The 25,410-nt window shown below is 63.6% G+C and carries 27 protein-coding genes; 18 read left to right on the top strand and 9 right to left on the bottom strand.

What is annotated here, in order from left to right; genetic code table 11:
- Nucleotides 1–14: 14 nt before the first annotated feature.
- Nucleotides 15–1,223, bottom strand: coding sequence for an IS256 family transposase (locus tag IQ782_RS20390; RefSeq protein WP_194136514.1), 1,209 nt, complete (start codon nucleotides 1,221–1,223; stop codon nucleotides 15–17).
- Nucleotides 1,224–1,465: 242 nt separating this feature from the next.
- Between IQ782_RS20390 and IQ782_RS20395 the strand changes: the two genes are divergently transcribed.
- On the top strand, nucleotides 1,466–2,692 hold the full coding sequence (locus tag IQ782_RS20395; protein WP_194136515.1) for an IS110 family RNA-guided transposase: 1,227 nt from the start codon (nucleotides 1,466–1,468) through the stop codon (nucleotides 2,690–2,692).
- Between the two features lie 290 nt (nucleotides 2,693–2,982).
- Here IQ782_RS20395 and repC read toward each other — a convergent pair whose 3' ends face one another.
- From repC to IQ782_RS20415, 4 genes are all read right to left on the bottom strand, one after another.
- Nucleotides 2,983–4,227 carry a replication initiation protein RepC gene (gene repC / locus IQ782_RS20400; RefSeq protein WP_194136516.1) on the bottom strand — a complete coding sequence of 415 codons (1,245 nt, stop codon included), beginning with the start codon at nucleotides 4,225–4,227 and terminating at the stop codon, nucleotides 2,983–2,985.
- Nucleotides 4,228–4,531: 304 nt separating this feature from the next.
- The gene (locus IQ782_RS20405; RefSeq protein ID WP_194136517.1) at nucleotides 4,532–5,317 is read right to left on the bottom strand and encodes a hypothetical protein; all 786 of its coding nucleotides are present in this window, start codon (nucleotides 5,315–5,317) and stop codon (nucleotides 4,532–4,534) included.
- Nucleotides 5,318–5,397: 80 nt separating this feature from the next.
- Entirely contained in the window at nucleotides 5,398–5,727 is a 330-nt protein-coding gene (locus IQ782_RS20410; RefSeq protein ID WP_194136518.1) for a hypothetical protein, read from the bottom strand.
- A gap of 171 nt (nucleotides 5,728–5,898) precedes the next feature.
- Nucleotides 5,899–6,069: a hypothetical protein gene (locus IQ782_RS20415; RefSeq protein ID WP_164197529.1), complete on the bottom strand. Its 171-nt coding sequence runs from the start codon at nucleotides 6,067–6,069 to the stop codon at nucleotides 5,899–5,901.
- 178 nt (nucleotides 6,070–6,247) lie between these two features.
- Between IQ782_RS20415 and IQ782_RS20420 the strand changes: the two genes are divergently transcribed.
- The 14 genes from IQ782_RS20420 to IQ782_RS20485 all read left to right on the top strand — a co-directional run bounded on the left by IQ782_RS20420 (nucleotide 6,248) and on the right by IQ782_RS20485 (nucleotide 18,039).
- Entirely contained in the window at nucleotides 6,248–6,859 is a 612-nt protein-coding gene (locus IQ782_RS20420) for a lytic transglycosylase domain-containing protein (RefSeq protein ID WP_194136519.1), read from the top strand.
- Nucleotides 6,856–7,176 (top strand): TrbC/VirB2 family protein, encoded by a 321-nt coding sequence (locus tag IQ782_RS20425; protein ID WP_164197531.1) that lies wholly within the window; start codon nucleotides 6,856–6,858, stop codon nucleotides 7,174–7,176. The genes IQ782_RS20420 and IQ782_RS20425 overlap by 4 nt, the downstream gene beginning before the upstream one ends.
- 60 nt (nucleotides 7,177–7,236) lie before the next feature.
- Nucleotides 7,237–7,512, top strand: coding sequence for a VirB3 family type IV secretion system protein (locus tag IQ782_RS20430; protein ID WP_194136520.1), 276 nt, complete (start codon nucleotides 7,237–7,239; stop codon nucleotides 7,510–7,512).
- Nucleotides 7,502–9,874 (top strand): VirB4 family type IV secretion system protein, encoded by a 2,373-nt coding sequence (locus tag IQ782_RS20435; protein ID WP_194136521.1) that lies wholly within the window; start codon nucleotides 7,502–7,504, stop codon nucleotides 9,872–9,874. The genes IQ782_RS20430 and IQ782_RS20435 overlap by 11 nt, the downstream gene beginning before the upstream one ends.
- Entirely contained in the window at nucleotides 9,871–10,104 is a 234-nt protein-coding gene (locus IQ782_RS20440; protein ID WP_194136522.1) for a hypothetical protein, read from the top strand. Before IQ782_RS20435 ends, IQ782_RS20440 begins: the two co-directional genes overlap by 4 nt.
- Before the next feature lie 10 nt (nucleotides 10,105–10,114).
- Nucleotides 10,115–11,245, top strand: a complete 1,131-nt coding sequence (locus IQ782_RS20445) for a lytic transglycosylase domain-containing protein (protein ID WP_194136523.1) — start codon at nucleotides 10,115–10,117, stop codon at nucleotides 11,243–11,245.
- On the top strand, nucleotides 11,238–12,068 hold the full coding sequence (locus IQ782_RS20450; protein ID WP_194136524.1) for a type IV secretion system protein: 831 nt from the start codon (nucleotides 11,238–11,240) through the stop codon (nucleotides 12,066–12,068). Before IQ782_RS20445 ends, IQ782_RS20450 begins: the two co-directional genes overlap by 8 nt.
- 36 nt (nucleotides 12,069–12,104) lie before the next feature.
- A complete protein-coding gene (locus IQ782_RS20455) occupies nucleotides 12,105–12,617 on the top strand; it encodes a hypothetical protein (RefSeq protein ID WP_194136525.1) in 513 nt (170 codons plus the stop codon).
- Nucleotides 12,617–13,669, top strand: coding sequence for a TrbL/VirB6 family protein (locus tag IQ782_RS20460; protein ID WP_194136526.1), 1,053 nt, complete (start codon nucleotides 12,617–12,619; stop codon nucleotides 13,667–13,669). The genes IQ782_RS20455 and IQ782_RS20460 overlap by 1 nt, the downstream gene beginning before the upstream one ends.
- Before the next feature lie 22 nt (nucleotides 13,670–13,691).
- Nucleotides 13,692–14,345, top strand: coding sequence for a VirB8/TrbF family protein (locus IQ782_RS20465; protein WP_194136527.1), 654 nt, complete (start codon nucleotides 13,692–13,694; stop codon nucleotides 14,343–14,345).
- A 2-nt stretch (nucleotides 14,346–14,347) separates the two neighbouring features.
- On the top strand, nucleotides 14,348–15,088 hold the full coding sequence (locus IQ782_RS20470) for a TrbG/VirB9 family P-type conjugative transfer protein (RefSeq protein ID WP_194136528.1): 741 nt from the start codon (nucleotides 14,348–14,350) through the stop codon (nucleotides 15,086–15,088).
- Between the two features lies 1 nt (nucleotide 15,089).
- A complete protein-coding gene (locus IQ782_RS20475; RefSeq protein ID WP_194136529.1) occupies nucleotides 15,090–16,604 on the top strand; it encodes a TraB/TrbI/VirB10 family type IV secretion system protein in 1,515 nt (504 codons plus the stop codon).
- Nucleotides 16,604–17,602, top strand: a complete 999-nt coding sequence (virB11, locus tag IQ782_RS20480; protein ID WP_194136530.1) for a P-type DNA transfer ATPase VirB11 — start codon at nucleotides 16,604–16,606, stop codon at nucleotides 17,600–17,602. Before IQ782_RS20475 ends, virB11 begins: the two co-directional genes overlap by 1 nt.
- A gap of 224 nt (nucleotides 17,603–17,826) precedes the next feature.
- Nucleotides 17,827–18,039, top strand: coding sequence for a hypothetical protein (locus tag IQ782_RS20485; RefSeq protein WP_194136531.1), 213 nt, complete (start codon nucleotides 17,827–17,829; stop codon nucleotides 18,037–18,039).
- Between the two features lie 271 nt (nucleotides 18,040–18,310).
- Here the strand turns inward: IQ782_RS20485 and IQ782_RS20490 are convergent, their stop codons facing one another.
- Genes IQ782_RS20490 through dsbD form a run of 4 tightly spaced genes read right to left on the bottom strand, consistent with a single transcriptional unit; the run spans nucleotide 18,311 to nucleotide 22,327 of the window.
- Nucleotides 18,311–18,928, bottom strand: a complete 618-nt coding sequence (locus IQ782_RS20490; protein ID WP_194136532.1) for a DsbA family protein — start codon at nucleotides 18,926–18,928, stop codon at nucleotides 18,311–18,313.
- Nucleotides 18,925–19,713, bottom strand: a complete 789-nt coding sequence (locus tag IQ782_RS20495) for a L,D-transpeptidase (protein WP_194136533.1) — start codon at nucleotides 19,711–19,713, stop codon at nucleotides 18,925–18,927. The genes IQ782_RS20490 and IQ782_RS20495 overlap by 4 nt, the downstream gene beginning before the upstream one ends.
- A complete protein-coding gene (locus IQ782_RS20500) occupies nucleotides 19,710–20,513 on the bottom strand; it encodes a TlpA disulfide reductase family protein (RefSeq protein WP_194136534.1) in 804 nt (267 codons plus the stop codon). The genes IQ782_RS20495 and IQ782_RS20500 overlap by 4 nt, the downstream gene beginning before the upstream one ends.
- A complete protein-coding gene (gene dsbD / locus IQ782_RS20505) occupies nucleotides 20,510–22,327 on the bottom strand; it encodes a protein-disulfide reductase DsbD (RefSeq protein ID WP_194136535.1) in 1,818 nt (605 codons plus the stop codon). Before dsbD ends, IQ782_RS20500 begins: the two co-directional genes overlap by 4 nt.
- A gap of 299 nt (nucleotides 22,328–22,626) precedes the next feature.
- Here dsbD and IQ782_RS20510 point away from each other — a divergent pair, with 299 nt between their 5' ends.
- The 3 genes from IQ782_RS20510 (at nucleotide 22,627) to IQ782_RS20520 (ending at nucleotide 25,332) form a co-directional block, all read left to right on the top strand.
- Nucleotides 22,627–24,012 carry an MBL fold metallo-hydrolase gene (locus IQ782_RS20510; RefSeq protein ID WP_194136536.1) on the top strand — a complete coding sequence of 462 codons (1,386 nt, stop codon included), beginning with the start codon at nucleotides 22,627–22,629 and terminating at the stop codon, nucleotides 24,010–24,012.
- Between the two features lie 26 nt (nucleotides 24,013–24,038).
- Nucleotides 24,039–24,875, top strand: coding sequence for a DUF305 domain-containing protein (locus tag IQ782_RS20515; protein ID WP_194136537.1), 837 nt, complete (start codon nucleotides 24,039–24,041; stop codon nucleotides 24,873–24,875).
- Between the two features lie 262 nt (nucleotides 24,876–25,137).
- Nucleotides 25,138–25,332, top strand: coding sequence for an MHC class I heavy chain (locus IQ782_RS20520; protein ID WP_194136538.1), 195 nt, complete (start codon nucleotides 25,138–25,140; stop codon nucleotides 25,330–25,332).
- The last annotated feature ends 78 nt before the right edge of the window (nucleotides 25,333–25,410 follow it).

Below are 25,410 nucleotides of genomic sequence, written 5' to 3' on the forward strand. Positions count from 1 at the left end.
GCCTGAGGGCATGATCAGGCGACTTTCGTTGTGATGCTGAGAATGGGGTCGATCTCCTCCTTGTCGATCTGGGCGAAGGCCTCGACCATCATGTAGCGACTTGCCGTCTGCCATTCGTCGTTCTGCTCGAACAGGACAGCGCCGATCAGGCGCATGATCGACGGTTCGTTCGGGAAGATGCCGACGACATCGGCGCGGCGCTTCACCTCCTTGTTCAGACGTTCAATAGGGTTTGTGGAGTGCAACTTGGTGCGGTGTTGCCGAGGGAATGACATGTAGGCCAGCACGTCGTGCTCGCTGGCATCCATGAGATCGGCCAGCTTGGGCCACCGCGGGCGGAGTTGCTCTGCCACCTTGCGCCAGGTCTCGCCGGCATGGGAGCGATCGGGCTGATCGAAAGCCTGCCGGATCGCGGCGGCGACGACGGTATGCTGGCCGCGCGAGACATGTGCCAAGGCGTTCCTCATCCAGTGAACGCGACAGCGCTGCCAGGTCGCCTCGAACACACGCGAGATGGCCGCCCGGAGGCCGGTATGCGCGTCACTGATCACCAGCCGAACGCCTCCGAGGCCCCGGGCCTTCAGGGACCGCAGAAACTCGGTCCAGAAGGTCTCGGCTTCCGAGGGGCCGATGCCGAGGCCGATGATCTCGCGCCGCCCCTCCGTGTTCGCTGCGACGGCGATTATAGCCGCGACGGGCACGATGCGCCCGCCTTGGCGGACCTTCAGGTAGGTGGCGTCGAGCCAGACATAGGGCCACTCTCCGGTGAGCGGGCGATTCAGGAACTCGCCGACGCGCTCGTCTATGTCCTTGCAGAGCTTGGACACCGTGCTCTTGGAGATGCCGCTGAGCCCCATTGCCTGCACCAGATCATCGACGCGCCGGGTCGAGACGCCCCCGATCCACGCTTCCTGGATGACGGCGACCAGGGCTTGCTCTGACGTCTTCCGAGCCTCGAGGAAGCCCGGGAAATAGCTGCCCTGCCGCAGCTTCGGCACCCGAAGGTTCAATGTGCCGAGACGGGTATCGAGAGCGCGATCGCGGTAGCCGTTCCGCCAGGTCGTGCGTTCGCCGCTGCGCTCATGACGCCCGGCACCGATCAGGCCCTCGACATCGGTCTCCATGATCAGTTGCAGCACGGCCTCGGCGATCGTGCGCAGGAAGTCACCCTGATCGTGCTTGGACAGCAGCTCGGACAGGTCCATGTTGGTCTTATCCGGCATGTTAAAGGCGGCGCCTTGAAACCCTGCCGGTCTGCGCGGATCGGGGTTAGGATGGCAGCATCCGGGATTTGGGGCGCCGGGAGCACGAGAGTGCGGGCAGACCGAGCTAATGACATGGGCTGCGAGCCCGAGGTTTTATCTGGTTGCCCCTGCGGCTTGCCCGGATGCGCTGCGAGCGCGGATCTGTAGTTGCCGCGTGCCCGCCGGCTCCTGTGGTTTGAACGCCAACAAAAGGAGAGCCCATGCGGATCATTGGAATGGACATTCACAGGGAGTTTGCCGAGGTCGTGACGCTGGACGGCGCCGAGTTGACACATCTGGGCCGTGTTAAAATGACCCGCGACAATCTCGCGGCCTTTGCCGTGAAACTGGAGGCCACGGACCATGTCGTGTTGGAATCGACGGGCAACACGACGGCAGTGGTCGAAATCCTGTCGCCCCACGTAGCCCGGGTTGCGGTAGCCAACCCGCTTCAGGTGCATCTGATCGCGAAGGCCAAGACCAAGACCGACAAGATCGATGCAGGCGTTCTGGCGAAACTCTACGGCGCGGGATTCTTGCCCGAGGTCTGGACCCCGGACGAAGCGACACTGGCGCGGCGGCGGCAGGTCGCGCGTCGGACACAGCTGGTAAAGCATCGTGTTCGGCTAAAAGCCTACGTTCAGTCGATCCTGCACGCGCATCTTGTCCCGCGGTGCCCTCATGCCGATCTCTTCGGTGGCAAGGGGCGCACTTGGTTGGGAGTTCAGCAATTGCCGGACGATGAACGCGTCTCGGTAGAACGCCATGTCGCCGAATACGACCGTCTGAGCGTTGCCTTGAAGGACATCGAACGGGACATCGCCAAGTCGGCGCTGGGAGATGGAAACGTCACACGTCTGATGACGATTCCGGGCATCGACATGATCGTTGCCGTGGGTGTGATGGCGGCAATCGGCCGCATCGATCGATTCCGGTCACCAGACGCCTTGGTGGCCTATATCGGCCTCAATCCCAGCGTCTTCCAGTCGGGAGACGGACCCGCCCGCCATGGCCGTATCACCAAGCGCGGGCGTTCTCACGCGCGCTTCCTTTTGGTCGAGGCCGCTTGGCAGACCGTCCGTTCGCCCGGTCCTCTACGCGCCTTTTATGAACGCGTCCGTGGACGGCGCGGCAACCACATCGCCGCCGTCGCGGTCGCGCGCAAACTGGCGGTGCTCGTTTGGCACCTGCTGACGAAGGAGGAGGACTACGCCTGGGCAAGCCCGGCGCTCATGGCGCGCAAGCGTCGATCCATGGAACTCGCTGCCGGGATGCCTTCTGAGCGCGGAAAGAAGGGTGCCTCGGCAGACTACAATCTGCCACATCGCCGACGTGCCGACCGCGCTGGAGCAGAACTGTCAGAAATCGCGTATCGGCGCATGATGGAGGGTTGGCGAAGAAAGAGCCGACAGAAGAGTGCGGGCGCCACAACTGAGGAACGACTATGATCAGGCTGCGCGACAGGGCTTGAACCTCACGCCCCGCCCTTCACCGCGTGGTCACCCGCTCGCGGAGAATATCACGAAAACGAAAAAATAGCTGGTCAATCTCATCTGTGGTCATCGGGGTCTCCGTATGGCTTGGGGTTGAAGCGTCGAAACTCCACCTCAATCCTACACCTCGATGGCCACCCGGGATCACACCGTCAGCGGCGTCGAAATTACACCAGTTCCTCGGACACTAACCTTTCGGAAGGACGGCGCCACAATCGACCTGTCGGATTGCACCGGCCCCACCGCTACTCGGCATTCTGGCGCATCGACAGCCCGATGAGCCCACCAACGATGTTAAGCGTGCCTTCCTCGTGGCGCCGTGTCATGGCCCGCAGATATCCACCGGGGCTGACGATCGGCGTGTCGGGATCGCCGGCCTTGGCATCGAGGATGAACACGCACCAGGTCGCGCCTTCCACGCCCATCTTTCGCACCGCATCGTCCCAGGCGGATCGGTTGATGCCGAGCTCCGGCAGGCGGCAAAGCGCGGCGACGGTGAAATCATGGAGGTGCAGACTCGACCAGCCGCCCCGGCCCAGCCGGCGGGCATCGAGGTAGAACCGCATCTCCTCGGAGGCGAGTGGGATGAATGTCTGGATCGGGATGTTTGTGAGGATTTTGGACTTGTGCTCGGCGTCCCCCGCCCCAGCCTTTTCTTCTCGGCAAGACGGCGCGCCGCTAGGCGCGGCGTCCTCTACATTCGAGGGCGCGGGCTTGCCCGCGCTCTGCTGATCAACGCTGGCGTTACAAGGTACTTCGTTAAAATCTTGAGTTGTATCTTGTATATAGGACCGCTCGTTTTCGTGCGGTCCACCGTGCGTTTCTGACATCGCCTGCAGCAGATCCAGCGCCGCAGTGCAGAGCGCGTCGGCCTCGGCGACATGCGCCTCCAGCTCCTCGAGCGACATCCGGTGCAGCTTGTCCGCGCTTGGCCAGGCCTCGAAGGCGTCGGCAATGTCCTGAACCTCGGCCGCCAGCCCGTGTTCCGCGATCAGCTCGGCGAGGCAACTCTTCAGGTGCTTCTTGTGGATGCTGCGAAGCCCGCGCAGCTTCGCGTGCTGCTGGCGCCCCTCTTCGATCCCCTCGCGGAGCGCCAGGAACTCCTGGCACCTCTTGATGGCCACGGAGAAGTACACGCCGCATCCGACAAAGCCCGAGCGCGCGCCGTTTCCCATGGTGCGCTTCTCGATCAGCCCGGCCGCGACCAACTGCACCTCGTCCGCCCGGATCCGGCTCGGCGAGACCTTCCGCTTCTTGGCGATCTCGGATTGCGCGAGATAACAGCAGGGCTCCTCCTCGCCGCTCTTGAAGGCGCTGGGGCGGGTGGCGCCGATCATGGTGCGGAAGGTCGCAAGCGCAGCGCTTCTGACCCCGAGCAGCGGCGCCACGGCGTCAATCAGCGCAACGAAGCCGTCGCGCTCCATACCCTGCGGCAAAGAGGGGAAGGAGATGTGTTGTCGGGCCTCTAAAATGGCTTCAGCCATATGCATCGGTCTGTATTCCTCGTCCGGTATTGGCGAGGCGGCGCCAGACAAGATTTACCCGTTCGCACAGGTGCGTTTTTCCTTGTCTGCCAATGGGGGAGGCTGATAGAGTCGCAAGTGATGAGGCTTGCTTCCAAGGGATTGCAGACCCTTGTTCTAAGAGCTCCCCCGTGAAGGTTGCCGCCTTCGCGGGGTTTCTTATTTGGGGGGTGGGGAATCTGCTCCTTTCTTTCCAAGCGCCGCGTGCGGCGACGCGCCTGCCTCTTTTGGTCCGCCCTGCAAGCCGCGGTCTCGCGCGGCATACGGGCCGCTAGTAATTCACCTGCTCGTAGCCGTAGTTGCCCTGGTAGTCCGACCAGTCCACGAAGACCGATCGGCGCGAGATGTAAGGGCAGCTTTCACCCCAGCCCTCATCGCCGACAAAGGCAGCCGGTAGCGCCGAGGGACTGCTGTCACGCCAGTAGAAATCTCCCTGGAGGCCATAGCGGCCGACACGCACGCGGCTCTTCCGCTCACAGTGGTCGTTGTCGCTGCCCCGCTCGCGCTGGCGCATGACCTCGACGCTGTAGACCCGGATCGAGCGCACGAAATCGAAGACCGGATCGCTGATGTCGATGTCGGCCACGCCATTCTCGGAGGTGTAGTCGGCGATCTGCTGCACAAGGGCGCTCCTCGGTGCGCCACTTACCGCAGCCTCTTTCAGCACCGCAGAGATGAGCGTGTCCAGCGGCACCGCACCTTCACCCATGCCAGCGTTGTTGCCGCTGGATGCCAACGGCGACGGGACCGGGTGCGTGCCACGGTCAAAGGCCACATCGTAGAGGCGCTGCTCCGGCGTTCGGTCCAATGCTCCCGGATAGGTGGCATGCATCGGGCAGCGCCAGATTTGCAGCGGCGGCTCGATCGGCGACGGCGTGATCCGGCGGATAAACTCCGTCTTCGCCGCAACGCAGGGCACCGAGGCGGGCCAGCCTCCGGAGAGACAGAGCAGGATGGCACAATCGATCTGATAGGCCCGCGCTGGCTGTGATGTCACGGTCAGGCTTCCTGTGAACGCCAGGACTGCCGTGGCGGCAGCGCCGAGGAGATGCTTCATCGCCGAACTCCCGTTAAAAGTGTGCCGGCAACCAATCACATCACTTCTTTGGATGTCCAGCGAGTTTTGCGCTCGATCCATCATTCTTGAATATGTTTCTCATCTGAATGAAGGACTTGCAGGCGCGCGTAGGCCTCGAGCGCGGCGTCGATGTCCTGCCGCGCCGTCTCCCCCGCCATCTCCAGGCACTGCAGGTAGTGCTGCGCCTCGGTGAAGTAATTCGAGAACTCCAGTCCAAGCTCATCGCGGTACTCCTCGATGACGTCCTGCGGCAGGTCGGCACTGGGGACCGGCGGCGGCACACAGTCCAGCGCCGTCACTTGCGCTACGGCCGAGTTTGCAAGGCTCGCCGCGACCAAGGCCGCCCCGGAGGCAGCACCTCCGGCGCACCGGGTGGTATGCACAAACATCCGCATCATGTCTTGGGCATCACTATGTGGCACTTTTTCCGTTTGTAGTATCTTGCAATTACGTATTGCACCATCTTCTGTTTCACGCTACCCAAAAAATGTGTATGCCTCCTCCATGTCACTCGACACATCGAACGACCCCAGGAACGAGGCAGAAAAATGAGAGAAGTTTCACCAGTGATTACGCTTGCGGGAGTGAGGGAAACCCTGGAAGCCGGTGGGACAGTTGAAGTCGAGTGCATCGAAGCGCCAGCGCGCGTGAGCAACCAATTCCAGGCCGCGTGGAAGTTCTACGCTGTTGCCGAGGTTGACGGTCAAACGCACCGACTGCTTCTTGTCCACGGTAGGGATATCAAGACGAGGACCATCCGAACCCTGACAGGTCTCCTGTCCTTCGGCATGGATCTCGGCGTCTCCCCCATTTCCGTTCCGCGTCACGTAGGAGAGCGCGCGGTTTGGAAAACCTATGAGGACACGTCAAAAGACTAGACGGTTTTGTGCCTCCGCCGCACTCGCGGCGATGGCACCCTGGGCCCAGGCCGAGGTCATCGACCTCGGGGGCCCACGAGACGCGGGGCGGGTCACCGCCTCGGTTCTCGACTTCGGCAAGCCGAGGGATTTTTCTGCTGAAGCCGGGGGCACGCAGGCGATCTCTGCTTCCGTTGCCCCCTCCCGTCCCGGCCGCGCCCGCCGTCACGGCACTGCTGAGGTCGAGCGCCTGATCTCGAGCATCGCGCAGGCCCACGCCCGCCATCCGGGGCTGCGCCGTGCGGGCATTTCCCCGGTGGAATGGATCGCCCTCTTCAGGGCCAATATCGCCATCGAGAGCAATTTCCGGCAATCGGCCCGCTCGCATGTGGGCGCGATCGGTCTTGGCCAGCTCATGCCCGGGACCGCGCAGGTCCTCGGGGTCGATCCGCACGACCCGCGCGAGAACCTCGACGGGTCGGCCCGCTACCTCCTCATGCAGCTCGAAGAATTTGGATCGGTGCCCCTGGCGCTTGCCGCCTACAACGCCGGTCCGGATGCCGTCGCCCGGTACCAGGGCATTCCTCCCTACCGGGAGACACAAGGGCACGTTCGCAAGGTGCTCGACGTCTACCTGGCAACCATCGGTAAGGACCGCATATGACCACGATCACGAAAGGGCTTATAGGCCGCCTCACCTCCCTCAACTGGAAGGGGCTGCTCTACCTCTTGCCCATCTTCGCGCTCATCGCCGAGCCCGCGCTGGCGCAGAACCTCGACCCGCTCGAGAACATGCTCGGCACGATCGTCGATGCGCTGACCGGCCCGATCGGCCGTCTGATCGCCATCCTCGCGCTCGTGGGGTCCGGCTATATGATGTTCACCGGCCGCCTCAACTGGCCGCTCTTTCTCGTCATCCTCGTCGGCGTTGTCATCGTCTTCTCCGCCGAAACCATCATCGACGGTTTCACGGCCACCTGACGCCATGAGCCTCCCCGCCCCCTTCGGGCCGGGAGGCTGTCTTCGTTGGAGCGCATGACGATGCAAGAGCACCCCCTGTTTCTCGGGCTGACACGTCCTCCCAAGTTCTTCGGGCTGCCGCTGGGCTATTTCATCAGCCTGGCGCTCGGCTCGGTGATCCCCTTTGTCGCTTTTGATGATGTGCGGTTCCTCGGCATCGCCCTCGTCGCCTACCCAATCCTCTGGCTCGTGGCCGACCGGAACCCACATCTCTTCCAGATCGTCGCGGGCGTTCTCTCCACCACTCCCCGCACCCGGACCTACAAGCGCAACGGGGGCGATTACTATGTCTCTTAACCGCCTCTCCGCCCTCTTCGAGGACAGCGCCCTGCTGCGCTCGGTGCTGCCGGAGAGCCTCTTTGCCGAAGAGCCGGTGGCGCGCCACCTGCCCTATCTCTCGGCCCCCGAGGATGATCTCATCCTGACCCGACAGGGCGATCTTCTGGCCTCGGCCGTCATCGGCGGCATCGACAGCTTCACCGCCGAGGCCCCGGAGATCGAGGCGCTGACGCAGGGCTTTGCCCGCCTTGTCGGCCAGCTTGGCGAGCGCTTCGGCTTTTATGTGAACAAGATCACCATCCCCGCGGATCTCGACCTCGCCCCCATGGACGACGGCGGTTTTGCCGCGGAGATTGACCGGCGCTGGCGCGAGACGATCGCGGCCAAATCCCTCAAGCGTCGGGTCCTGCTGCTCACGCTCGCCATGCGCCCGAGCGCCAGCCAGAAGATGGGGCTGGGCCGGGCCGTGAAATCCACCTTCGAGGCCGACCTCGCAGTACGCAAGGAGCGCATAGCCGAGGCCATGGGTCTGCTGCAGGCGATGTATCACGCGGTGGGGTTCCGCCGCCTGCGTGTCTCGGACGGCGATTGGCTGGGCTATCTCGGCACGGTGCAGGGCCAGGAGTTCCAGCCGATGCACGGCCAGCCCGGCCAGTTTCTCTCGGCCTCCATGACCAACGCCCAACACCTCTTCAAGGGAAAGCGCTTTGCCATCGACAACGGCATGAGCCGCCGCTTCGGCGCGATCTTCGGGGTGAAGGCCTGGCCGAACAAATCGCTGCCGACCGTGCTCGACGCGCTGGAGCTGCCCTACGACATCGTCGTCACCAACAGCTTCACGCCGATCCGCAACAACGAGGCCGAAGAAAAGATCGCCCGCACCGCGCGGCAGATGGGGGCGACCGAGGATGCTGCGCAATCGCTGCGCGCGGGGCTCTACGAGTTGCTCGACGACATCGCCTCCGGGCACGGCGTTCTCGGCAAGCACCAGCTCACCGTCATGGTGACGGCAAATAGCGAAAAGGCCCTGGAAGAGGCCGCCTCCGAGGTTTGGCGCGCGGGGCAGGAATCCGGCGCCACGCTGGTGCGCGAGAGCTTTGCCGCCCGCGCCATGTTCTTCAGCCAGGCGCCGGGCAACTGGCGCTACCGCCACCGGGCGGCGCTGACCACCTCGACCAATTTCGCCGATTTTGCCGCCTTCCACGCCGGCGCGCCCGGGCGCGACAAGGAGCAGTCCCCCTGGGGTGAGACCATCACCGTCCTGCCCTCGGTGTCCTCCTGCCAGTACCGGTTCAATTTCCACGAACCGGGCTCGCGGACCGCCGAGCCCTCGGGCGGGCACACGCTGGTGCTGGGGCGCCCGGGCTCGGGCAAGACGCTCGGCACCGCGTTTCTGATGGCGCAGGCCCGCCGCGTCGGAGCGCGCATCGTGGTCTTCGACAAGGACCTCGGCCTCGAGATGGCGGTGCGCGCTTTGGGCGGCACCTACAGCACGGTGCGGATCGGACAGCCCACGGGCTTCAATCCCTTCCTCACTGAGATGGACAGCCGGGGCGCCGCCTGGCTCACCGATTGGACTGCCGACATTCTCTCGCGGAGCGGCCGCCCGCTCGAGACCTTCCAGACCGTGGCGCTGAATGACGCCATCCGCCGCGTGGTGGCGGCCGAGCCCGAGCTGCGCAGCTTCTCGGCCCTGGCCTCGGCGGTGAACCAGACCGACGATGATGGTGATCTCGTCGCCCGGGTACGCGAGTGGACCGCGGCGGGCCGTTTTGGGTGGCTCTTTGATGAAGAGGCCGAGACCGGCATTCAGATCGGCGAGGATGTCGTCGGCATCGACATGAGCGAGCTTCTGGATCTCGGGACCGAGCGCACCGCCCTCCTGGCCTATCTCTTCCGCCGGATCGAGCGGGTCATCGAGGACCGGCGGCCCACCATTCTGGTCATCGACGAAGCCTGGAAGATGCTGAACGACGAGATGTTCGTAAAGCGCCTGCAGGAATGGCTCGTTACCATGCGCAAGAAGAACTGCGTGGTGATGATGCTGACGCAGACGCCGGGGCATCTCGCGCAATCCAGCGTCGGCTCGATCATCTCCGAGATGGTCTCGACGCAGATCCTGTTTCCGAACCCTGCCGCCCATCCCGAGGATTACCGCATCCTCAAGCTCAATGACCGCGAGGCGGAGTTTGTCTCGCAAAGCACCGGCGGTCTGCGTCTCGCGCTGCTGCGCTCGGCCGGCGACAGCCTCTTCGTCAACTTCGACCTCTCCGGCCTCGGCCCGGATCTCGTCACCGTGCTCGGCGGCGGGGCCAAGGGCGAGGACCGCGCGCCCTTCGAGTGGCGCCGCAACCCTGACTTCTGGAAGGACATGGCATGACAAAGCTCCTCTCCACCGCAGCCCTGATGCTGGCTCTCGCCGGCTGCGCCGCCGGCGTCTCGACCGGGCGCAAGTCGCCCTGCGCCGGCATGTTCCGGACCGAGGGCAGCTACGCGGTCATCCCGGCCACGGCAACGCGCGGCGCCGTCGTGAGCCGGGGCGCCGCGTCCCCTTCCCAGTTGAGTTTTGCTGCGGAGAGCGCGGATGATTGTCAGTTCGCCCCGCTCTGAGCGCATGCCGATGACAACGACATCGCTCGCCGGAGCGGCAGGGCTGGGCGTGGCCGGGCTGATGCTGGCTGCGGCCTCCGCCCCTTGCGCCCTGGCCCAGGGCGTGCCGATCGTCGACGGCTCGAACCTCGCCAATGCGATCTCTCGGCTCTCCGAAGGCGAGCGTGACTTTGCCAAGCAGCAGGACAAGCTCGGCCGCCGCGAGGCGCAGCAGGACCTGCACCAGGAGCAGCTGGAGGCCTACGCGCGCTTCCTCGAGCAGACGACGGGCGCGACCGATGTCTCCGGCTTCGAAGACGGCGCGGGCGGTTTTCCGAGCGCAGCTGAGACCTACCCGGTCACCGAAGACGACAGCGCCGATGCGCAGCAGCTCTTTGGCGAGGATGCCAGTGTCGAGCAGATGATCATCGAGACGGCGGCGAAATACGAAACCCACGCAGGTGTCGGCGCGGCGGGCCTGACCCCGCTGACCTGGCGCGTCCTCTTCCAGTCGCTCATCAAGCAGGAGAGCCGCTTCAACAACGCCGCGGTCTCGCATGTGGGCGCCATGGGCTTTTGCCAGCTGATGCCCGGCACTGCCGCCGATCTTGGCGTCGATCCACGCGATCCCTGGCAGAACCTCGACGGCGGCGCGCGCTACATCCTCGCCCAGCTCAAGTCCTACGGACGGATCGATTTTGCCCTCGCCGCCTATAACGCCGGGCCCGGTAATGTCGACAAATACGGCGGGGTGCCGCCTTTCGAGGAGACGCAAAACTACGTCCGCCGGATCCGCGGCTACTACCAGAGCTACCTCTCGCTCATCACCGGCAAGGATCAGACCGGCACCCTCGCCGGGGTCGATGGCGCCTCGGCGCAATGGGGCAACTGGTCGGATGCCTCCGTGGGCTACGCCGGGGAGGTGAACAGCCAGATCGATCAAGCGATGCAGCGCATCTATGGCCTCCTGCAGCAGGCCAGGCCCGAGACCGAAAAGCAGGCCGTCGATCACAACACCTACATGATGGCCGAGCGGGCCCGGCTCATGGCGCTGACCCTGCGCCTGCGCGCCGCGCAGGTGAAGGTTGCAGCCGCCCGCGGCATGTCGGACGCCGCACAGGGGCTGCAGGCCACGAATTTCTGGGAGTATCGCGATGAGTGAAAAGACCGCTCAGACAGCCCTGCGCCGCTTTGCCATCCGCCTCGGCACGGCCAGCGCGGCCGCGATCTCGTTGGCTGCGCCCGCCCTCGCACAGGGCGTGCCGGTCATCGACGGGTCGAACCTTGCCAAGAACGTCGAGCAGCTGCAGCAGGCGCTGCAGGATGCCGAGAACCAGATCGAGCAAATCCAGCAGCTGAAAAAACAGATCGAGCTGCAGATGGAGCAGATCACCAGCCTCGAGTTCATCGGGGACTCGCTGACCGGCTTCAATGACATCGCCACGCTCTACAACAGCGCCGAAGACCTGCGGGACCGCGCCGCCAAGATCACCGATCTCAGCGGCTTTGCCGATGACCTGGCCATGGGGGACTTTGACGCCCTTCTGGACAATCTCCTCGATGGCGATGTCACCATGGGTGAAAAGCACGCTGCCGAGCAGATGCGCGAGACCCTAGCCTCGGCCGGGCTGACCTCCGATCGGCTCTCGCAGCTCTCCTCCTCGGAGAACCCCCAAGACAAGGTTATCGCCCAGACCGCCGGCACCAGCGCGACGGCGATTGCCGCGGCGCAGCTGTCCTACGAGGAGGCGGAATCCAGCCTCGAGCGGGTCAACGGGCTGGTGGGTGAGATCGCCAACCAGGAGACGCTCAAGGAGAGCGTCGATCTCAACACCCGCATGGCGGCCGAGACCAACTTCATGCTCGGCCAGATGTGGCGGCTCAACGCCGCTGCCGGCCTCGCTCAGGGCCAGACCGGCGTGAACTGGGCCGCCGAGCAGGCCAAGGAACGCAGCTTCTTTGATTACTCGGGCACCGCCGACTGAGCGGCGCCCCCACGCGATTTGAAAGAGGAGACCCACATGTTTGCGAAGATGATCACGGGCCTGACGGCGAGCCTCGTCCTGTGCAGTGCGGGCGGTGTCGCCTGGGCCGTGGACTACAGCGCCGCCTCGGCACCGGAGCTGAGCGCCGCGGCCATCGCGGCGGTGGACGCCGAAGATGCCGATGGGCTGCTGGCGATCATGCAGGAGATGCAGAGCCGCAGCATGTATTTTTTCGAAGGCGACGAGGCACTCTGCCGCCGGGAGCCGCCGAAGGTCGGCCTGCTCGCCAAGCCCGGGTTCAACTTCAGCACGGCGCGCACCGCCTATCAGACCTTCAACAAGGTGCAACGCCTCGAGGAGCAGACCTGCACCTGCCCGCAAGCGGCGCGGTCCTTCGAGGAGTTTTCGGTCGAATTCCTTGGCGTGATGCCCGAGGACATCACCGAGACCGAGATGCAGAAGCTGCGCGAGTACAACATCGCGAACGAATACGACGTGTCCGACGCCTACCGGTCCTTCCGCAATAAGACCTGCCGGGACGCGCCCTGATGGCCATCATTGCAGATGTCCTCTCGGCGGTGGATACCACGGCCGCGTCTGTCGGGGCCGCCGCCTACAACGAAGTGGCTGGCTCGGTCATCCCGGTGCTCCGCATCGGCGCGGTGCTCCTCGTGGCGATGACGGGGATCAACCTTGCCATCCAGGCCGTACCGATGACGGTCCGCAATGGGCTCAGCCTCATCACGCGGATCGCCCTGGTCATGATCTTCCTGTCCTCCTTCGCCAACTTCGACGCGGTCTATGGCGTTCTGACAGAAACCCCGAGCGAGTTGGGCGGGACCGTACTGTCGGCAGCGACAGGGTCGACCGTGACAGACCTGTATCGCGGGCTGGACGAACTCTATGGCGATGCGCTTGATCTGGGCCAAGCGGTCTCGGAAAACGGCTCCTACATCTCCGGCGCTCTCGCCAGCCTGCTCATGTTCCTCATCGCAGCCCTGATGGCGACCATCTCCATCGTCGTCATTTGTGCCGCGAAGCTGATGATCGCGGTGCTGATCGTGGTGGGGCCGCTGGCGATTGCCTGCACGCTCTTCAAGCAATCCGCGCCGATCTTCGAGACCTACACCAAGCTGGCCCTGGGGTTCGCCTTCGTGCCCCTGCTGACCGCCGCGATGGCCGGCTTCACCATCGCCACCAGCAAGATGCTCGCGCCCGATCCGGCGAGCGCCGAGACCATCGGGGACATCATCGGCTTTGTGGTGGTCATGATGCTCGGCACCGGGCTCATGTTCATGGTTCCGACCATCGCGCAGTCCCTCGGCTCGACAGCCATCGGCCTCGGGCAGGCTGCCTCCGGCACCTACCAGCAGGCCAAGTCCCATAGCTATGGCGCCGTGGCCGGCGCCCGCGGCATGGCCGAGGGCATGACCGGGCGCAAGGAACCCAAATACGGGATCAGCTCCGGCGCCCGCCGGGAGGGCCATGCGGTCGGCTCGGCAATCGCAAGTGCGGCGGGCGGCGCGCCTGGCAGCGCGGCCGCCGCCGCCCGGCTCGCCGTGTCCCTGGCGCAGAAATCCGTCGCCAAGGGCGGCAAGTAATCGGCCCGTGAAGGAGATTTTGGTGAAAGATCACAGTTTCGATACCGACATCATCATGGCCCCGCGCCGCAGCGAAAAGCGCGCCTGGATCGTCGCGTGCGTTGCCACCGGCGTCTCGGTCCTCATGGCCCTCTCCATCGCCACGATGATGCCGCTCAAGACAACCGAGGTCTTCACCGTGTTGGTGGATCGCGACACCGGCGCAGCCGAGCGCATCATGCAGGTGCAGCCCACCGGCATCGAAGACGAGCAGGCGGTGAAGGAAAGCCTGCTGGTCTCCTACGTCTCGGATCGCGAGTCCTTCCTCATGGCCGGCATCCAGGAGCGGCTCGAAAGCGTGCAGCGCCGCTCGGCCGGCGGCGCCCGGCGCTCGCTGGTTTCCCTCTGGAGCAATGACAGCGACAATGAGACCTACCCGCCCCGCCTCTATGGGCAGGGGGCGGAGGTGACAGTGCGGGTGAAAACCATCACCTTCCTCGAGCCGACCGTTGCCCAGGTCCGCTATGAAAAGACCCTGCGCACGCCGCGCCAGGACAGCGTCACCCGTCCCTTCGTCGCCGTCATCGGTTTCGAGTTCCAGCCGCGCGAGGAACGCGCCCTCGAGCGGGTCTGGGAAAATCCGCTCGGCTTTACGGTGACCAGTTTCAATGTCTCGGCCGAGACGCTGGGAGGCTGATCATGCGACACGCCAAAGCTCTCACGGTTTCCGCCCTTCTCCTCCTTCCCCTGCCCGCGCTTGCCGAACGCGCGCCGCAAACCATGGGTCAGGACGCCCGCGTGCGCTCGGTTTGGTACAACCCTTCGGATGTGATCCGCGTCGACACCAACCTGCGGACCAACACCGCGCTCGAACTTGGCCGTGGCGAGCGGATCGAGCAGGTGCTTCTCGGGGATTCCGAGGCTTTCGATGTCGAGGTTCTGTCGAACCGCAACACGGTCTCGGTGAAACCGGTCATCGGCAGTGCCCACAGCAACATGACCATTTACACCTCCCGCCGCGCCATCGCCTTTGTCCTGACCGAAGGCCGCAGCAAGACCCCGACCTACCGCGTCGCGGTCAAATACCCTGAAGACCAGCCGGCCCGGGCATCCAGCACGCCCAAGGCGATCGGCACCCGCGACACCGGCTATGAATACGCCGGCGGCGGACAGGCCCGGCCCACGGCGGTTTGGAACGACGGGCAGGCGACGTATTTCGAGTTCCGCCAAGGGGTCCGCCCCTCGATCTTCGCCGTCGATGGCGAGGGTTTTGAGCTGACGGTGAATTCGCAGACCCGCGGCCGGGTCGTGCGCGTCGGCGGCGTAGCCGAGGCTTTCACCATCCGGATCGGCGACGAGGTGATCTGCGTTCGCCGCGTGGCGGGCGGCAAGACCGTGGATCCCTTCATCCTCCGCAGCCTTGCCGGGAAGGAGTTCTGAGATGGCCGAGCACAAGGGCACCGACGATCAGGGTTTCGAGGAGACTGACTTCGAGGCTGACGGCACCGCGCAGGAGAAAGCCTACCACGTCGAGCGCAAGCCCCGCCGCGCGGCGCTGGGGCTGAACTCGCTCGCCGGCAAACTGGCCTCCGGCCTCATCGCGGGCTGCCTGCTCGTGGTGCTGGCCTACGCTATGGTCGCGGGCGAAGACGAGAGCGCGCCCATTGAGACCTCCAACGTCACCGAGTTCCAGGACGGGGCGAGCGGCAGCGGCTTCGGCAACATCGCCCCCGCCGCGACGCCCGAGCCCGAGGACGAGGGCTTTGACTTCGGTCTCATCCAGGACCAGCTCGACAGTCAGCGCAGCGCCTTAGAGGCGCGCAATGCCTCCCTGCAGGAACAGGTGCAGCAACTGCAGAGCAGCCTCGCCGATCTGTCCGGTCGTGCGGGCAGCGAAGACAGCGCCGTCGTCGCAGACCTCTCCCGTGCCCTGCAGGAGACGCAGGAGCAGAACGCGCAAATCGCGCAGCAGATGCGCGAGGAGTTCGCCAACCAGCTGAAATCGCTGCAGGCGGCCAATGAAGAGCGCATGACCCAGCAGGAAGAGACGCTGGAGTCGCTGCGCCGCGAAAACCTGGCGCTGCAGACCGAAATCACCACCGCCAGCAATAACGCCGCGCAGGAGGCCCAGGACGCCGAAGCCGAGCGGCGGCGTCAAGCTGAGCGCGAGGCCGAGCTGGCCGAACGTCGGCGCCAGCAGCAGGAGGAACTGCAGGCCCGCGTCGAGTCCGAGGCAGTGGTCTACGACAGCGGCGCAAGCTCAGGCAGCGCAGAACCGGCGAGCGGCGGACCCGGGGACACAGCCGGGCAGCTGAGCCCGCGCGGGCAGTCGCGCGACAGCGCGCTGCGCGCCTTTGTCACCGGCAGCACTGGTGCCACGCCGACCGAGCAGGCGACGGAGATTGCCAATCCCTCCTACACGGTCCTTCAGGGTACGATGATCCAGGCGAGCCTCGAGAACGCCGTCGACTCCTCCCTGCCCGGCGCCGTCTCGGCCGTGGTCAACTACCCGGTCTGGTCCTTCGATCAGAGCCAGGTGCTGATCCCTTCCGGCTCGCGCCTCTTCGGCTCCTACAGCTCGGACATCAACATCGGTCAGGGCCGCATCCTCATCGGCTGGACCCGCCTCGTGACCCCCGACGGTCAATCGGTGCAGCTCTCGGCGTTTGGCGGGGATCAGATGGGCCGCTCGGGCATCAGCGGACAGGTCGACACGCGCTTTGGCACGCGCTTCGGCAATGCAGCGCTGATCTCGCTCATCGGCGCGGGCCCGAGCATTGCCGCTGCGCAGATCGACGATGACACCACCTCCGACATTGCCCGCGATATCACCGAGGATCTTGGCGATTCCACCAGATCGGCCGCGGCAGACTACGCCACCCTGCCCCCGATCATCACAGTCGAGCAAGGCAGCGCCATCACCGTCATGGTCGACCGCGATCTGGAATTCTTCTGATGACCGCAGCACCGCCGCGCGCGTCCTTCCTTGCAAGCTACCTTGCGCCCCTGAGCCCCTGGCTTGGTGATCCACACGTGGTGGAGGTGGCGATCAACCCCGATGGCGGCGTCTGGATCGAGCGACAGGGTGACAGTCACATGCAGCGGGCCGAAGGGCTGAGCGTCGCGCCGGCGCAAGCCGCGGACCTCGCCAAGGCGATCGCTTCTGAGGTAGACGTGCCGCTCTCGGCGAAAAAGCCGATCGTGTCGGGCAAGATCGCACATGGCGGTTCGCCGCTGCGGGCGCAGGTCGTGGCGGCCCCGGTGATCGAAGGCGCGCCCTCGATCTGCTTCCGGCGGTATGCGCAGTCCAAGCTCGAGATCGGAGACATGACGCTTCTGCATGGTCAGCTCGTCGATCTCGACAAGCGGCGTCGGGATCGGGCACAGCAGGTGCGCGAGTTGACTGGCGCGGGCCAGGTCAACGAGGCCATGCAGCTTTGCATCGAGGACCGCCTGAACGTGGTGATCTCCGGCGGCACCTCCACCGGCAAAACCACTTTCGCCCGCGCGCTCCTTGAGATGGTCGACACGCGCGAACGGCTGGTCACCATCGAGGATGCCTTCGAGCTCTTCCCGAGCCACGCCAATACTGTCTCCATGAAATCGGACCGGATGCCGGGGTCTGAAAAATCCCCCGCAAAGCTCCTGGAATCCAGCCTGAGGATGCGTCCCGACCGGATCATTCTCGGCGAGCTTCGCGGCTTTGAGGCCCTCACCTTCCTCGAGGCCATCAACACTGGCCATGGTGGGTCCTTCACCACCATCCACGCGGACACCGCGCTCAAGGCCATCGATCGGCTGGCCATGATGGTGCTCGGCACCGGGCTCAACATGAGTTTCGAAGAGGTGCGCCGCTACTGCGCGCACAGCATCGATGTCGTGATCCAGCTGGGAAGGGAGGATGGGAAAAGGGGGATTGCGGAGATTTTTCTGCCGGGGGCGCACGCATCGTGACAGCAGGAGTTCAAGGAAGAAATTTACTACCGCTCGGCCACCCCTTCGGGTAGATTGGCGAGTATTGTGCAGACCTGCACGTTTTACGAGCATTTGCGCGGATGGTGAGCTACTTGACGTGAGGTTTAGACCGGACTTTAGCAGATGCTGTTGGTTGCCATTTTTTACCTCGTATCTGCTGAAAAGAATATTTGGTCAAATAAAGCATGAGTTGAAGTGTAGGTATGGAGAAAATCGTCTTCTTCGGTGGGTTCGTTCTAGTAGGCGTCGGTATCGCGATTCTCGCGACCGACCATCTGGCCTTCGGCGCCGAAATCACCGGAACCTTCGTTTCCTCCAGAACCCTCCTCTTCCCCCTCGGCATCGCGGCGGTGCTCATTGGTGGCATTGCAGTGCTGGCTGGCTCGGTCGCAGGAATGGTCCGGAACCAGAAGTGAACATGATGCCTTTTGCGCATCCAGCGACAAGTGCTCTGCCCGAAAAGCCAAGCGCCTTGAGGGCAATCATCAGGGCGTGGCCGCTCAGTTGATCGAGGGCCTGCCCCTTATATGATGCATATAAAGGCATCAGAACCAAATTTGATATCGAATTCCGCATCAGTCTTGAGACTGACCAGCGCATTTCCCAGTGCACCAAGGGCCTGCCTTGGGAACCACCTATGGCAGGCTATTCCACGGTGGTCGACACCGTGAGGGAAACTCCTTCTTTTTAACCCTCCTGTCGTGCCTGTTCGACCGCCTTCTCCAATCCAGCCCGGTCCAACGCGCCTGGATAGAGAGTCCTCCCAATGATGAAGACCGGCGTGCCATTCAGGCCCATCGCCGCTGCCTGCATTGAGTTGCGGTCCAGAAGGCCATCCCACTTTGCTCGGTTTTCCAGATAGGCGTTCTGCACCGCTTCGACATCGATCGCCGCGGCGCGCAATGTCTCGTCCACCTGCGCATGGTCAAAGCGCCCCTCGGTCGCCATCAATGCCTCCTTCGCCCTTGTATGGAGGCCGAGCTCGACAGCGCCAAGTGCAAGCTGACTGGCATAGACCGAAGGTGCGCCGAAGATTGGCCAGTCCTTCATCACGAGCCGCAGATTGCCGTCGGAGGCGACGATGTCCGTGACCGTTGGGTGCGTTTTCTTGCAGAACGGGCACTGGTAATCAAAATACTCCACGATCGTCACGTCCCCTGAGGGATTGCCCTCGACGGGTCCGACCGGATCGTTCAGGACATCGTTGACTGAAATCTCCTGTGCCCGCGCCAGGCTCGCGTTTGAACTTGCAATAAGGGCTACGCCCGCACCGCCGGTGAGAAGATTGCGCCGAGTGATGGTCATGTTGCTTCTCCTTTCGATTGTTTTCGCACATCAGCCGCCTCCGCGAGCGGCGGTACAGTGCCCCGACCCGACTGGGCCTCGGTGAGGACCATCACCTTGGTCATGCTGTCCGTCTTGCTCGCGAGGTGGATGATGTCCTGGTTGAAGAGCCGGATGCAGCCCGACGACGTGCCGTGCCCGATGGACTCAGGCTCCGGCGTACCGTGGATGCGATAGAGGGTGTCGCCACTTTCGTCGTGGAGATAGAGCGCGCGCGCGCCGAGCGGGTTTTCTATGCCGCCGTCCAGACCGTCGCGAATGGGCCCGTAGAGATCGGGCTCGCGCTTGATCATATTCTGCGTCGGCGTCCAGTGCGGCCAATCGCGCTTGTAAGGCACATGCGCCTCACCCGTCCAACCATAGCCCGCCGCACCGACGGCTACCGTATACCGCATCGCACGATTATCTGGTTTGATTTGATAGAGGTAGCGGGCGTGCGGATCGACGATAATGGTCCCCGGAGCTTCGCTGCTCCAGTAGTTGACCTCCTGTCGCACCGTCTCTGAGTTCAGGAACCGCGCTGGCACCGCAGGAATGGGAATCCCATCGTCTTCGACCGCATTGTACATGGCGCGCTGCTCTGCCGTGACGGAAGACTGTTCAACCGCCGCAGGAACCGCCTCCACATCCGCAGCGCCCTCACCAAACCGGTTCGGCAGCGCATTTGTGTCAGGCGGCCTTACACAGGCCGAGAGGACCGCCACAGCCAGCAATGCTGAAGGCAGTCTCAAATCATTTAGGATCATGGAAGTCCTTTCTTTACCTTGAGGATCATGCCCCGCAGTCCGGCCCGCGAGATTTCTCCGGTATGTGAAGCGACGAGTTGCCCGTGGGTGTTGAAAACCAAGGTACTGGGCAGCCCCACCGCTTTGAGTTCCTGCATCAGCGCGCTGGATGGATCGCGAAAAATATCGTCCGCGTCGAGGCCGGCGCGTTTGATGAAGCGGGCGATCTCAGACGCGGACTCGCCCTGATTGGCGAAGATGAAATCGACCCCAGGCTGCGTGGCGGCGAGATCCTGCATCATAGGCATCTCGCGTCTGCAGGGCGGGCACCACGACGCCCAGAGGTTAAGTACCAACGGCGGTCCTGGGACGAGTTCCAGGACGTCGCCATCTAGTGCCAGCAAGGATTCGGATGGCAGGTCGGGGGCTCCTTCCGAATGAAGGGAGAGAGCCGCAAGTTGCGCCGCAGAGGCCAGCGCGGCACTGGTGAAAAGCGGTAGCGATGCTTTGAGCCCTATGTGCAACGCGATCGAAGCCACCACGAGCGCAGCGGCACCCCAGCCAGCGGATGCGAGAAAGCCGCCCTGCCAGACGCGGAATATATCGAGCGGCACAGTTTCATAATCGGCCCAGTGCTTGAGAACAAAGCCGGCTCGCGCACCGAGAATCCAAGCCAGTACCACCAAGGTCGCCCATCGCTCGTTCCTTTTTGAGGCGCTCCTTCCGATCAGCCTCGTCGCCGCGAGAAAAACGCCGATCGCCAACACGGCGGCAAACCGCGCTCCGTCGAACGCAATAGGGCCAAGGGAGATTGCATTCATTGACCAACGATCCTGAGAGATCGCAGCAATTCGGCGCTGTCGATGTCCCCCACCAGCCGACTGCTCGCGACTTCAGTCCTGGAGGCATCGAGAAACAGCATGGTCGGCGGCCCGGCGACCGCGAGCTCTCGCAGGGTGTCGCGTGCGCTCGGTGTCATTTCGGTCACGTCGAACTTGACAGAGTTCATCTCTACCAACTCCGCGATCACTCCCGGGTCGCTAAGCGGCCCGCGCTCGATAACGCGGCACGTCACGCACCATTCCGCCGTGACATACACGAGCGCAGGCCTTTTCCCGTCTTCGCTAAGCGTTCGCTTCAGCTCAGCGGCTGATGTCACCGTGCTGAAATTCACCTCTGACGATCGCGTGACCACGTCGGCCGCGACACGCAAAGGAGCAAGTGGGCGAGTGGGGTCACTACCACCGAGGGCGGCCCCGACACCTTCAAGTATACCAGTGACCACCAACAGGATCGACAACGTGAATGTGGCACTTCGGTAAAGCATTGCGGGCATGCAAGCCGCTGTCCAGACTGCCACGCCCGTACCGATTAAGAGCGCTGCCCATAGCGTCAAAATTATTTGCCCCGGCAAGACGCGCCCCGCCAGCCAGATGGCAAAGCCGAGGAAAACGACACCGAAGACCCGCTTGGTCACTTTCATCCACGCGCCGCTGCGCGGCAGGATGCGCGGGCCGAACATGCCAACGGCAAGCAGCGGCATTCCCTGCCCAAGCCCCAATGCGAAGAGCGCCGTCGCGCCAAGGGCGACATCCCCGGTTTGCGCTATGTAGAGAAGTGCCCCTGCAAGTGGCGCGGTCACGCACGGCCCGATGATAAGGGCCGACGTCAAGCCGAGCACCGCGGCGGCACCGACAGAGCCGTCGCGCCTTCGCGCCCGGCCGAGTCTTGCCTGGAGCGCTGCAGGCATCTGCAGTTCGAATGCTCCGAACATAGACAGTGCGAGCAGACAGAAAAGCGCTGATACTAGACCAATGGCAGCCGGCGATTGCAGCGCCACCTGAAGGTTCGCTCCGGACCATGCCGCAACCACTCCGAGCAGCCCAAAAGCCGACGCCATCGCCAACACGTAGGTGCCGGTGAGCACCAAGCCACGGCGCGCTCTAATTGGGGCACCCTGCCCGGCCAACATCCCTGTGAGGATCGGCAACATCGGCAAGACGCAAGGTGTGAAGGCCAGAAGCAGGCCGAATCCAAAGAAAGCAAGGATAGCGAACGCTGAACCACCTCGGCTGGCAAGACTCTCGATGAGTCCGGTCTCTTCGCTCACTGTAATCCCGGTGGACACCGGAGCCGATCGTGCGACCGTTTCAGGCGTTGCTTGGGCTTGGAGAAATCCAAGGCGATCTTTCGCAATTGGGGGCTGCGGCCATTCCAGCGTCCCTTGGGCCGTGAGTGTGGCAGTCTGCGGCGCATAGCAGATGCCATCCTGCTGGCATCCCTGCCAGGTCAGGGTCAAAGGCTGCACCACGGGCGCAATGGCGATGGACACGTCTTCACGGAATATTTGCTCATCACCGAAATTTGGATCGTCATAGGGCTCGCCGTCCGGCAGATTCAGCGGAAGTGATCGACCGACTTGGGTCTTGGCAGCGAAGCGGCTGCGATACAGATAGTACCCCTCGGCCACCTTCCAATTCAGAACCAAGGTGTCCTCGGCACCCTGCGAGATCGAAAGGTCAAAGGCTGCGCTTGGCTCCAGAGCGCCGGGCGCAGACGCGAACGAAACACCCGGCACAATCGCGCCGAGCAGACATAGAAAGGCAGTAAGCCTGAAGAGCGGAGATCGTCCCATGCCGAGCGGTCTGAATGGTGATTCTTAAGACCCGCTTAGAAAATTCTTAAAGTTTTCATAAGGTCCACGGACGAGACAAGATTTGGCGCACGGTGCGTCGGTCGCCTCTGGCACGGGAAACGCTGCGGTCGCGACCGTCCCTCTTCCCAGCGATCGCCTGCGGGTAAAGACCTGAAGATTTCACCCGAGGGGCAGAAATCATATTCAAAATTCGGAACGCAAAAGCATCGGAGTGCATTCACTCCACAATGAGGCGCTGCAGAAACGCGGCGCCCGCTCAACCACCGGAGGAAGATGCCATGACCATGCGTTTCGAACAGATCCTCGCCGAAGGGGTCGCCCAATGCTCCTACCTCTTGGGTGATACCGGCAGCGGGACGGCAGCCATCGTTGACCCCAGACCAGATTGCGAGATCTACATCGAACGCGCCAAGGCGCACGGCCTGACGATCACCCATGTGTTTGAGACCCATATCCACGCCGACTTCCTTTCGGGCGCCCGCGAGCTGGTGGCCCGGCTTGACGGCGCACCCGCGCTTTGCGTCAGCGTCGAGGGCGGCGCCGAATACGCCTTCGACCACTTGGGCATCCGAGATGGCGACAGTTTCGAGTTCGGCAAACTCCGCTTGGAGGTTCGCCACACGCCCGGCCACACGCCCGAGCATGTCTCGTTTCTCCTGTTCGAGGAGGGTCACGACGACCCTTGGGGTGTGCTCAGTGGCGACGCCTTCTTCGTGGATTCAGTGGGCCGACCGGACCTGCTGGGCGACGACAAGACCGACGAGCTGACCGAGGCGCTGTTCCGCACCACGCAGGAATTCTACATGGCGCTGCCCGAGGGGGTCATCGTCTACCCCTGCCACGGCGCGGGCTCAGCCTGCGGGCCGGACATCGGCGACCGCATGTCCACCACGATGGGCTACGAGAAGGCGCACAACAAGTATGTGCAGATCACCGATCTTGAGTCCTTCAAGGCGGAGATGACGCAGGACGCACCACCCGTCCCAACGCACTACCCGCGTCTGAAAAAGGTCAACGCCGCAGGGCCCGAGATCATGCACGGGCTGCCTCGCTGCGTTGGCAAGACGCCTGACGCTTTCGAGGCGCTGCTCGAGGCGGGAGACGTACAGCTTTTGGACGTGCGCGACATGCTCGCCTTCGGCGGCGGCTTCATCAAGGGCGCGCTGAACATCGGCCTTCAGCCCGAGCTTTCGGTCTGGGCCGGCTGGCTGCTCGACCCCGAGGCCCCCATTGCGCTCGTCACCGAGACCGACGAACAGGCGGCCGAGGCGGTCCAGTTGCTTTGGCGGGTCGGATATACGCGCTTCGCCGGTTATCTCGCGGGCGGCATCGGTGCGTGGCGCGAAGGCGGCCGACCGCTCGAACACATTCACCAGTTGACGGTGCAGGAACTTCAGAAGAGCGATGTCCTTCCGCTCGACGTACGCAAGAATGAGGAATGGCAGAGCGGCCACATCCCCAAGGCGCGCCACGCCTTCCTCGGTACGCTCGAAGGCGAGCTGGACCAACTCGATCGGGATGCCGACTACGCCACCTATTGCCAGAGCGGCTTTCGCGCCAGCATCGCCGCGAGCCTGCTGCATCGCGCCGGGTTTTCGCAGATCACCAATGTGCCTGGCAGCTTCGGCGCCTGGCAAGCGCAGGGCTACCCGGTGGAAACTTGAGCCATCTCAGCGACAAGGAGATTCCGATGACCTACTCCCGCTTCGCCCTCATGATCCTCGCCTCAACGGTGATCATGTTCGGGCTGATGTATCTCAACACCTACGCATTCGAGCACGTCTTCTTCAGCGAGACCCGCGTCTATATGGCGATCGTCATGGGCGCGACCATGGCGTTCGTGATGCTCGCCTTCATGGCCGCGATGTATCCCAGTCGGGCAGTCAATATCGCCATCTTCGCGGGCAGCATCGTCGTCTTCGCCGGCGCGCTCTGGCTGGTGCGCAGCCAGGTGACCGTGGATGATGAAAGCTACATGCGGGCGATGATCCCCCACCATTCGATCGCCATCATGACCTCCGAGCGGGCCGGCATCGAGGACGCAAGGGTGCGTAAACTCGCTGGCGGCATCGCCACGGCCCAGAAGAAGGAGATCGCCGAGATGCGCGCGCTGATCGCCGATGTCGCTGCCGGCAACATGGTGACCTCGATCTACGAAGACCCGCCCGTACGGCAGGGCACGCTGCAGGACGCGCTCAGCAACACGCTCCTGTCGACGCTCGATCCGGCACCGCTGACCCCCGAAGAGGCAGGGGATGCGTTGCCCGAGGGCGAGACCTGCGCCTTCCGCCGCACCCGCACCGAGGAGCCGGTGCTGATCGCTGCCGCCAATGGCAGCACGGCAGTAACCCGCCTCAACGGCATCATCCTGCAACTCGAGGGTCTCGGGGAGGGGCACTACGGGACAGACGGTTTGGAGATGACGGTCGAGCCGGTGGACGCACTACGCTCCGACAGCGAACTCACCTTCCGGCTCGACCCTGGCCCCGAAGCGATCTATCGCGGGTTTTGGACCTGCGCTGCTTGACGTGAGCGATACACCAACGTCGCGGTCTTTTCGGCTTTCCAATGGCCAGAAAAAATACGTCGCCCCAAGCGATTACCGAGGTAGAGGTGGGCAAATGCGTCAGGCTGCCAGCAACGAGAGCTCGGTGGCAAGATCTGGCCAATGGTACTGTGTATTTCATTCCACTGTTGAAATGTGTCTGCTCGCCACCATGCTCAGTACCGAGGCCGCAAGACCTACAGGTGAGAGATCGATCGAGCCCTAAGTTGATCTGGAGGGAACGATGTCAAAGGACTGGAAGAACATTCAAATCATTGAGTGTGAAGCTGGTGACGGCTCAACGATTACGATCTTCCGGCAATCTTCCGGAAGGCAAGAACGCTATGTACTCGGCAATGGTCAAGAGGTCACCGCGAACGCCGATGGCAGCTTTTCGATCCCTGGCGCGAATTCAGTCTTGAGCGTCGAGAGCGTCTGATCGGCGATCTTACGACGCTGATAACCCTGCAGGCATCCGCCAGCGTAGCGAAAAATGGACCATTTGCCTTGGTCTGCG

It is taken from the genome of Salipiger mangrovisoli (genome assembly GCF_015223355.1).
GTDB classification, from domain to species: Bacteria; Pseudomonadota; Alphaproteobacteria; order Rhodobacterales; family Rhodobacteraceae; genus Salipiger; species Salipiger mangrovisoli.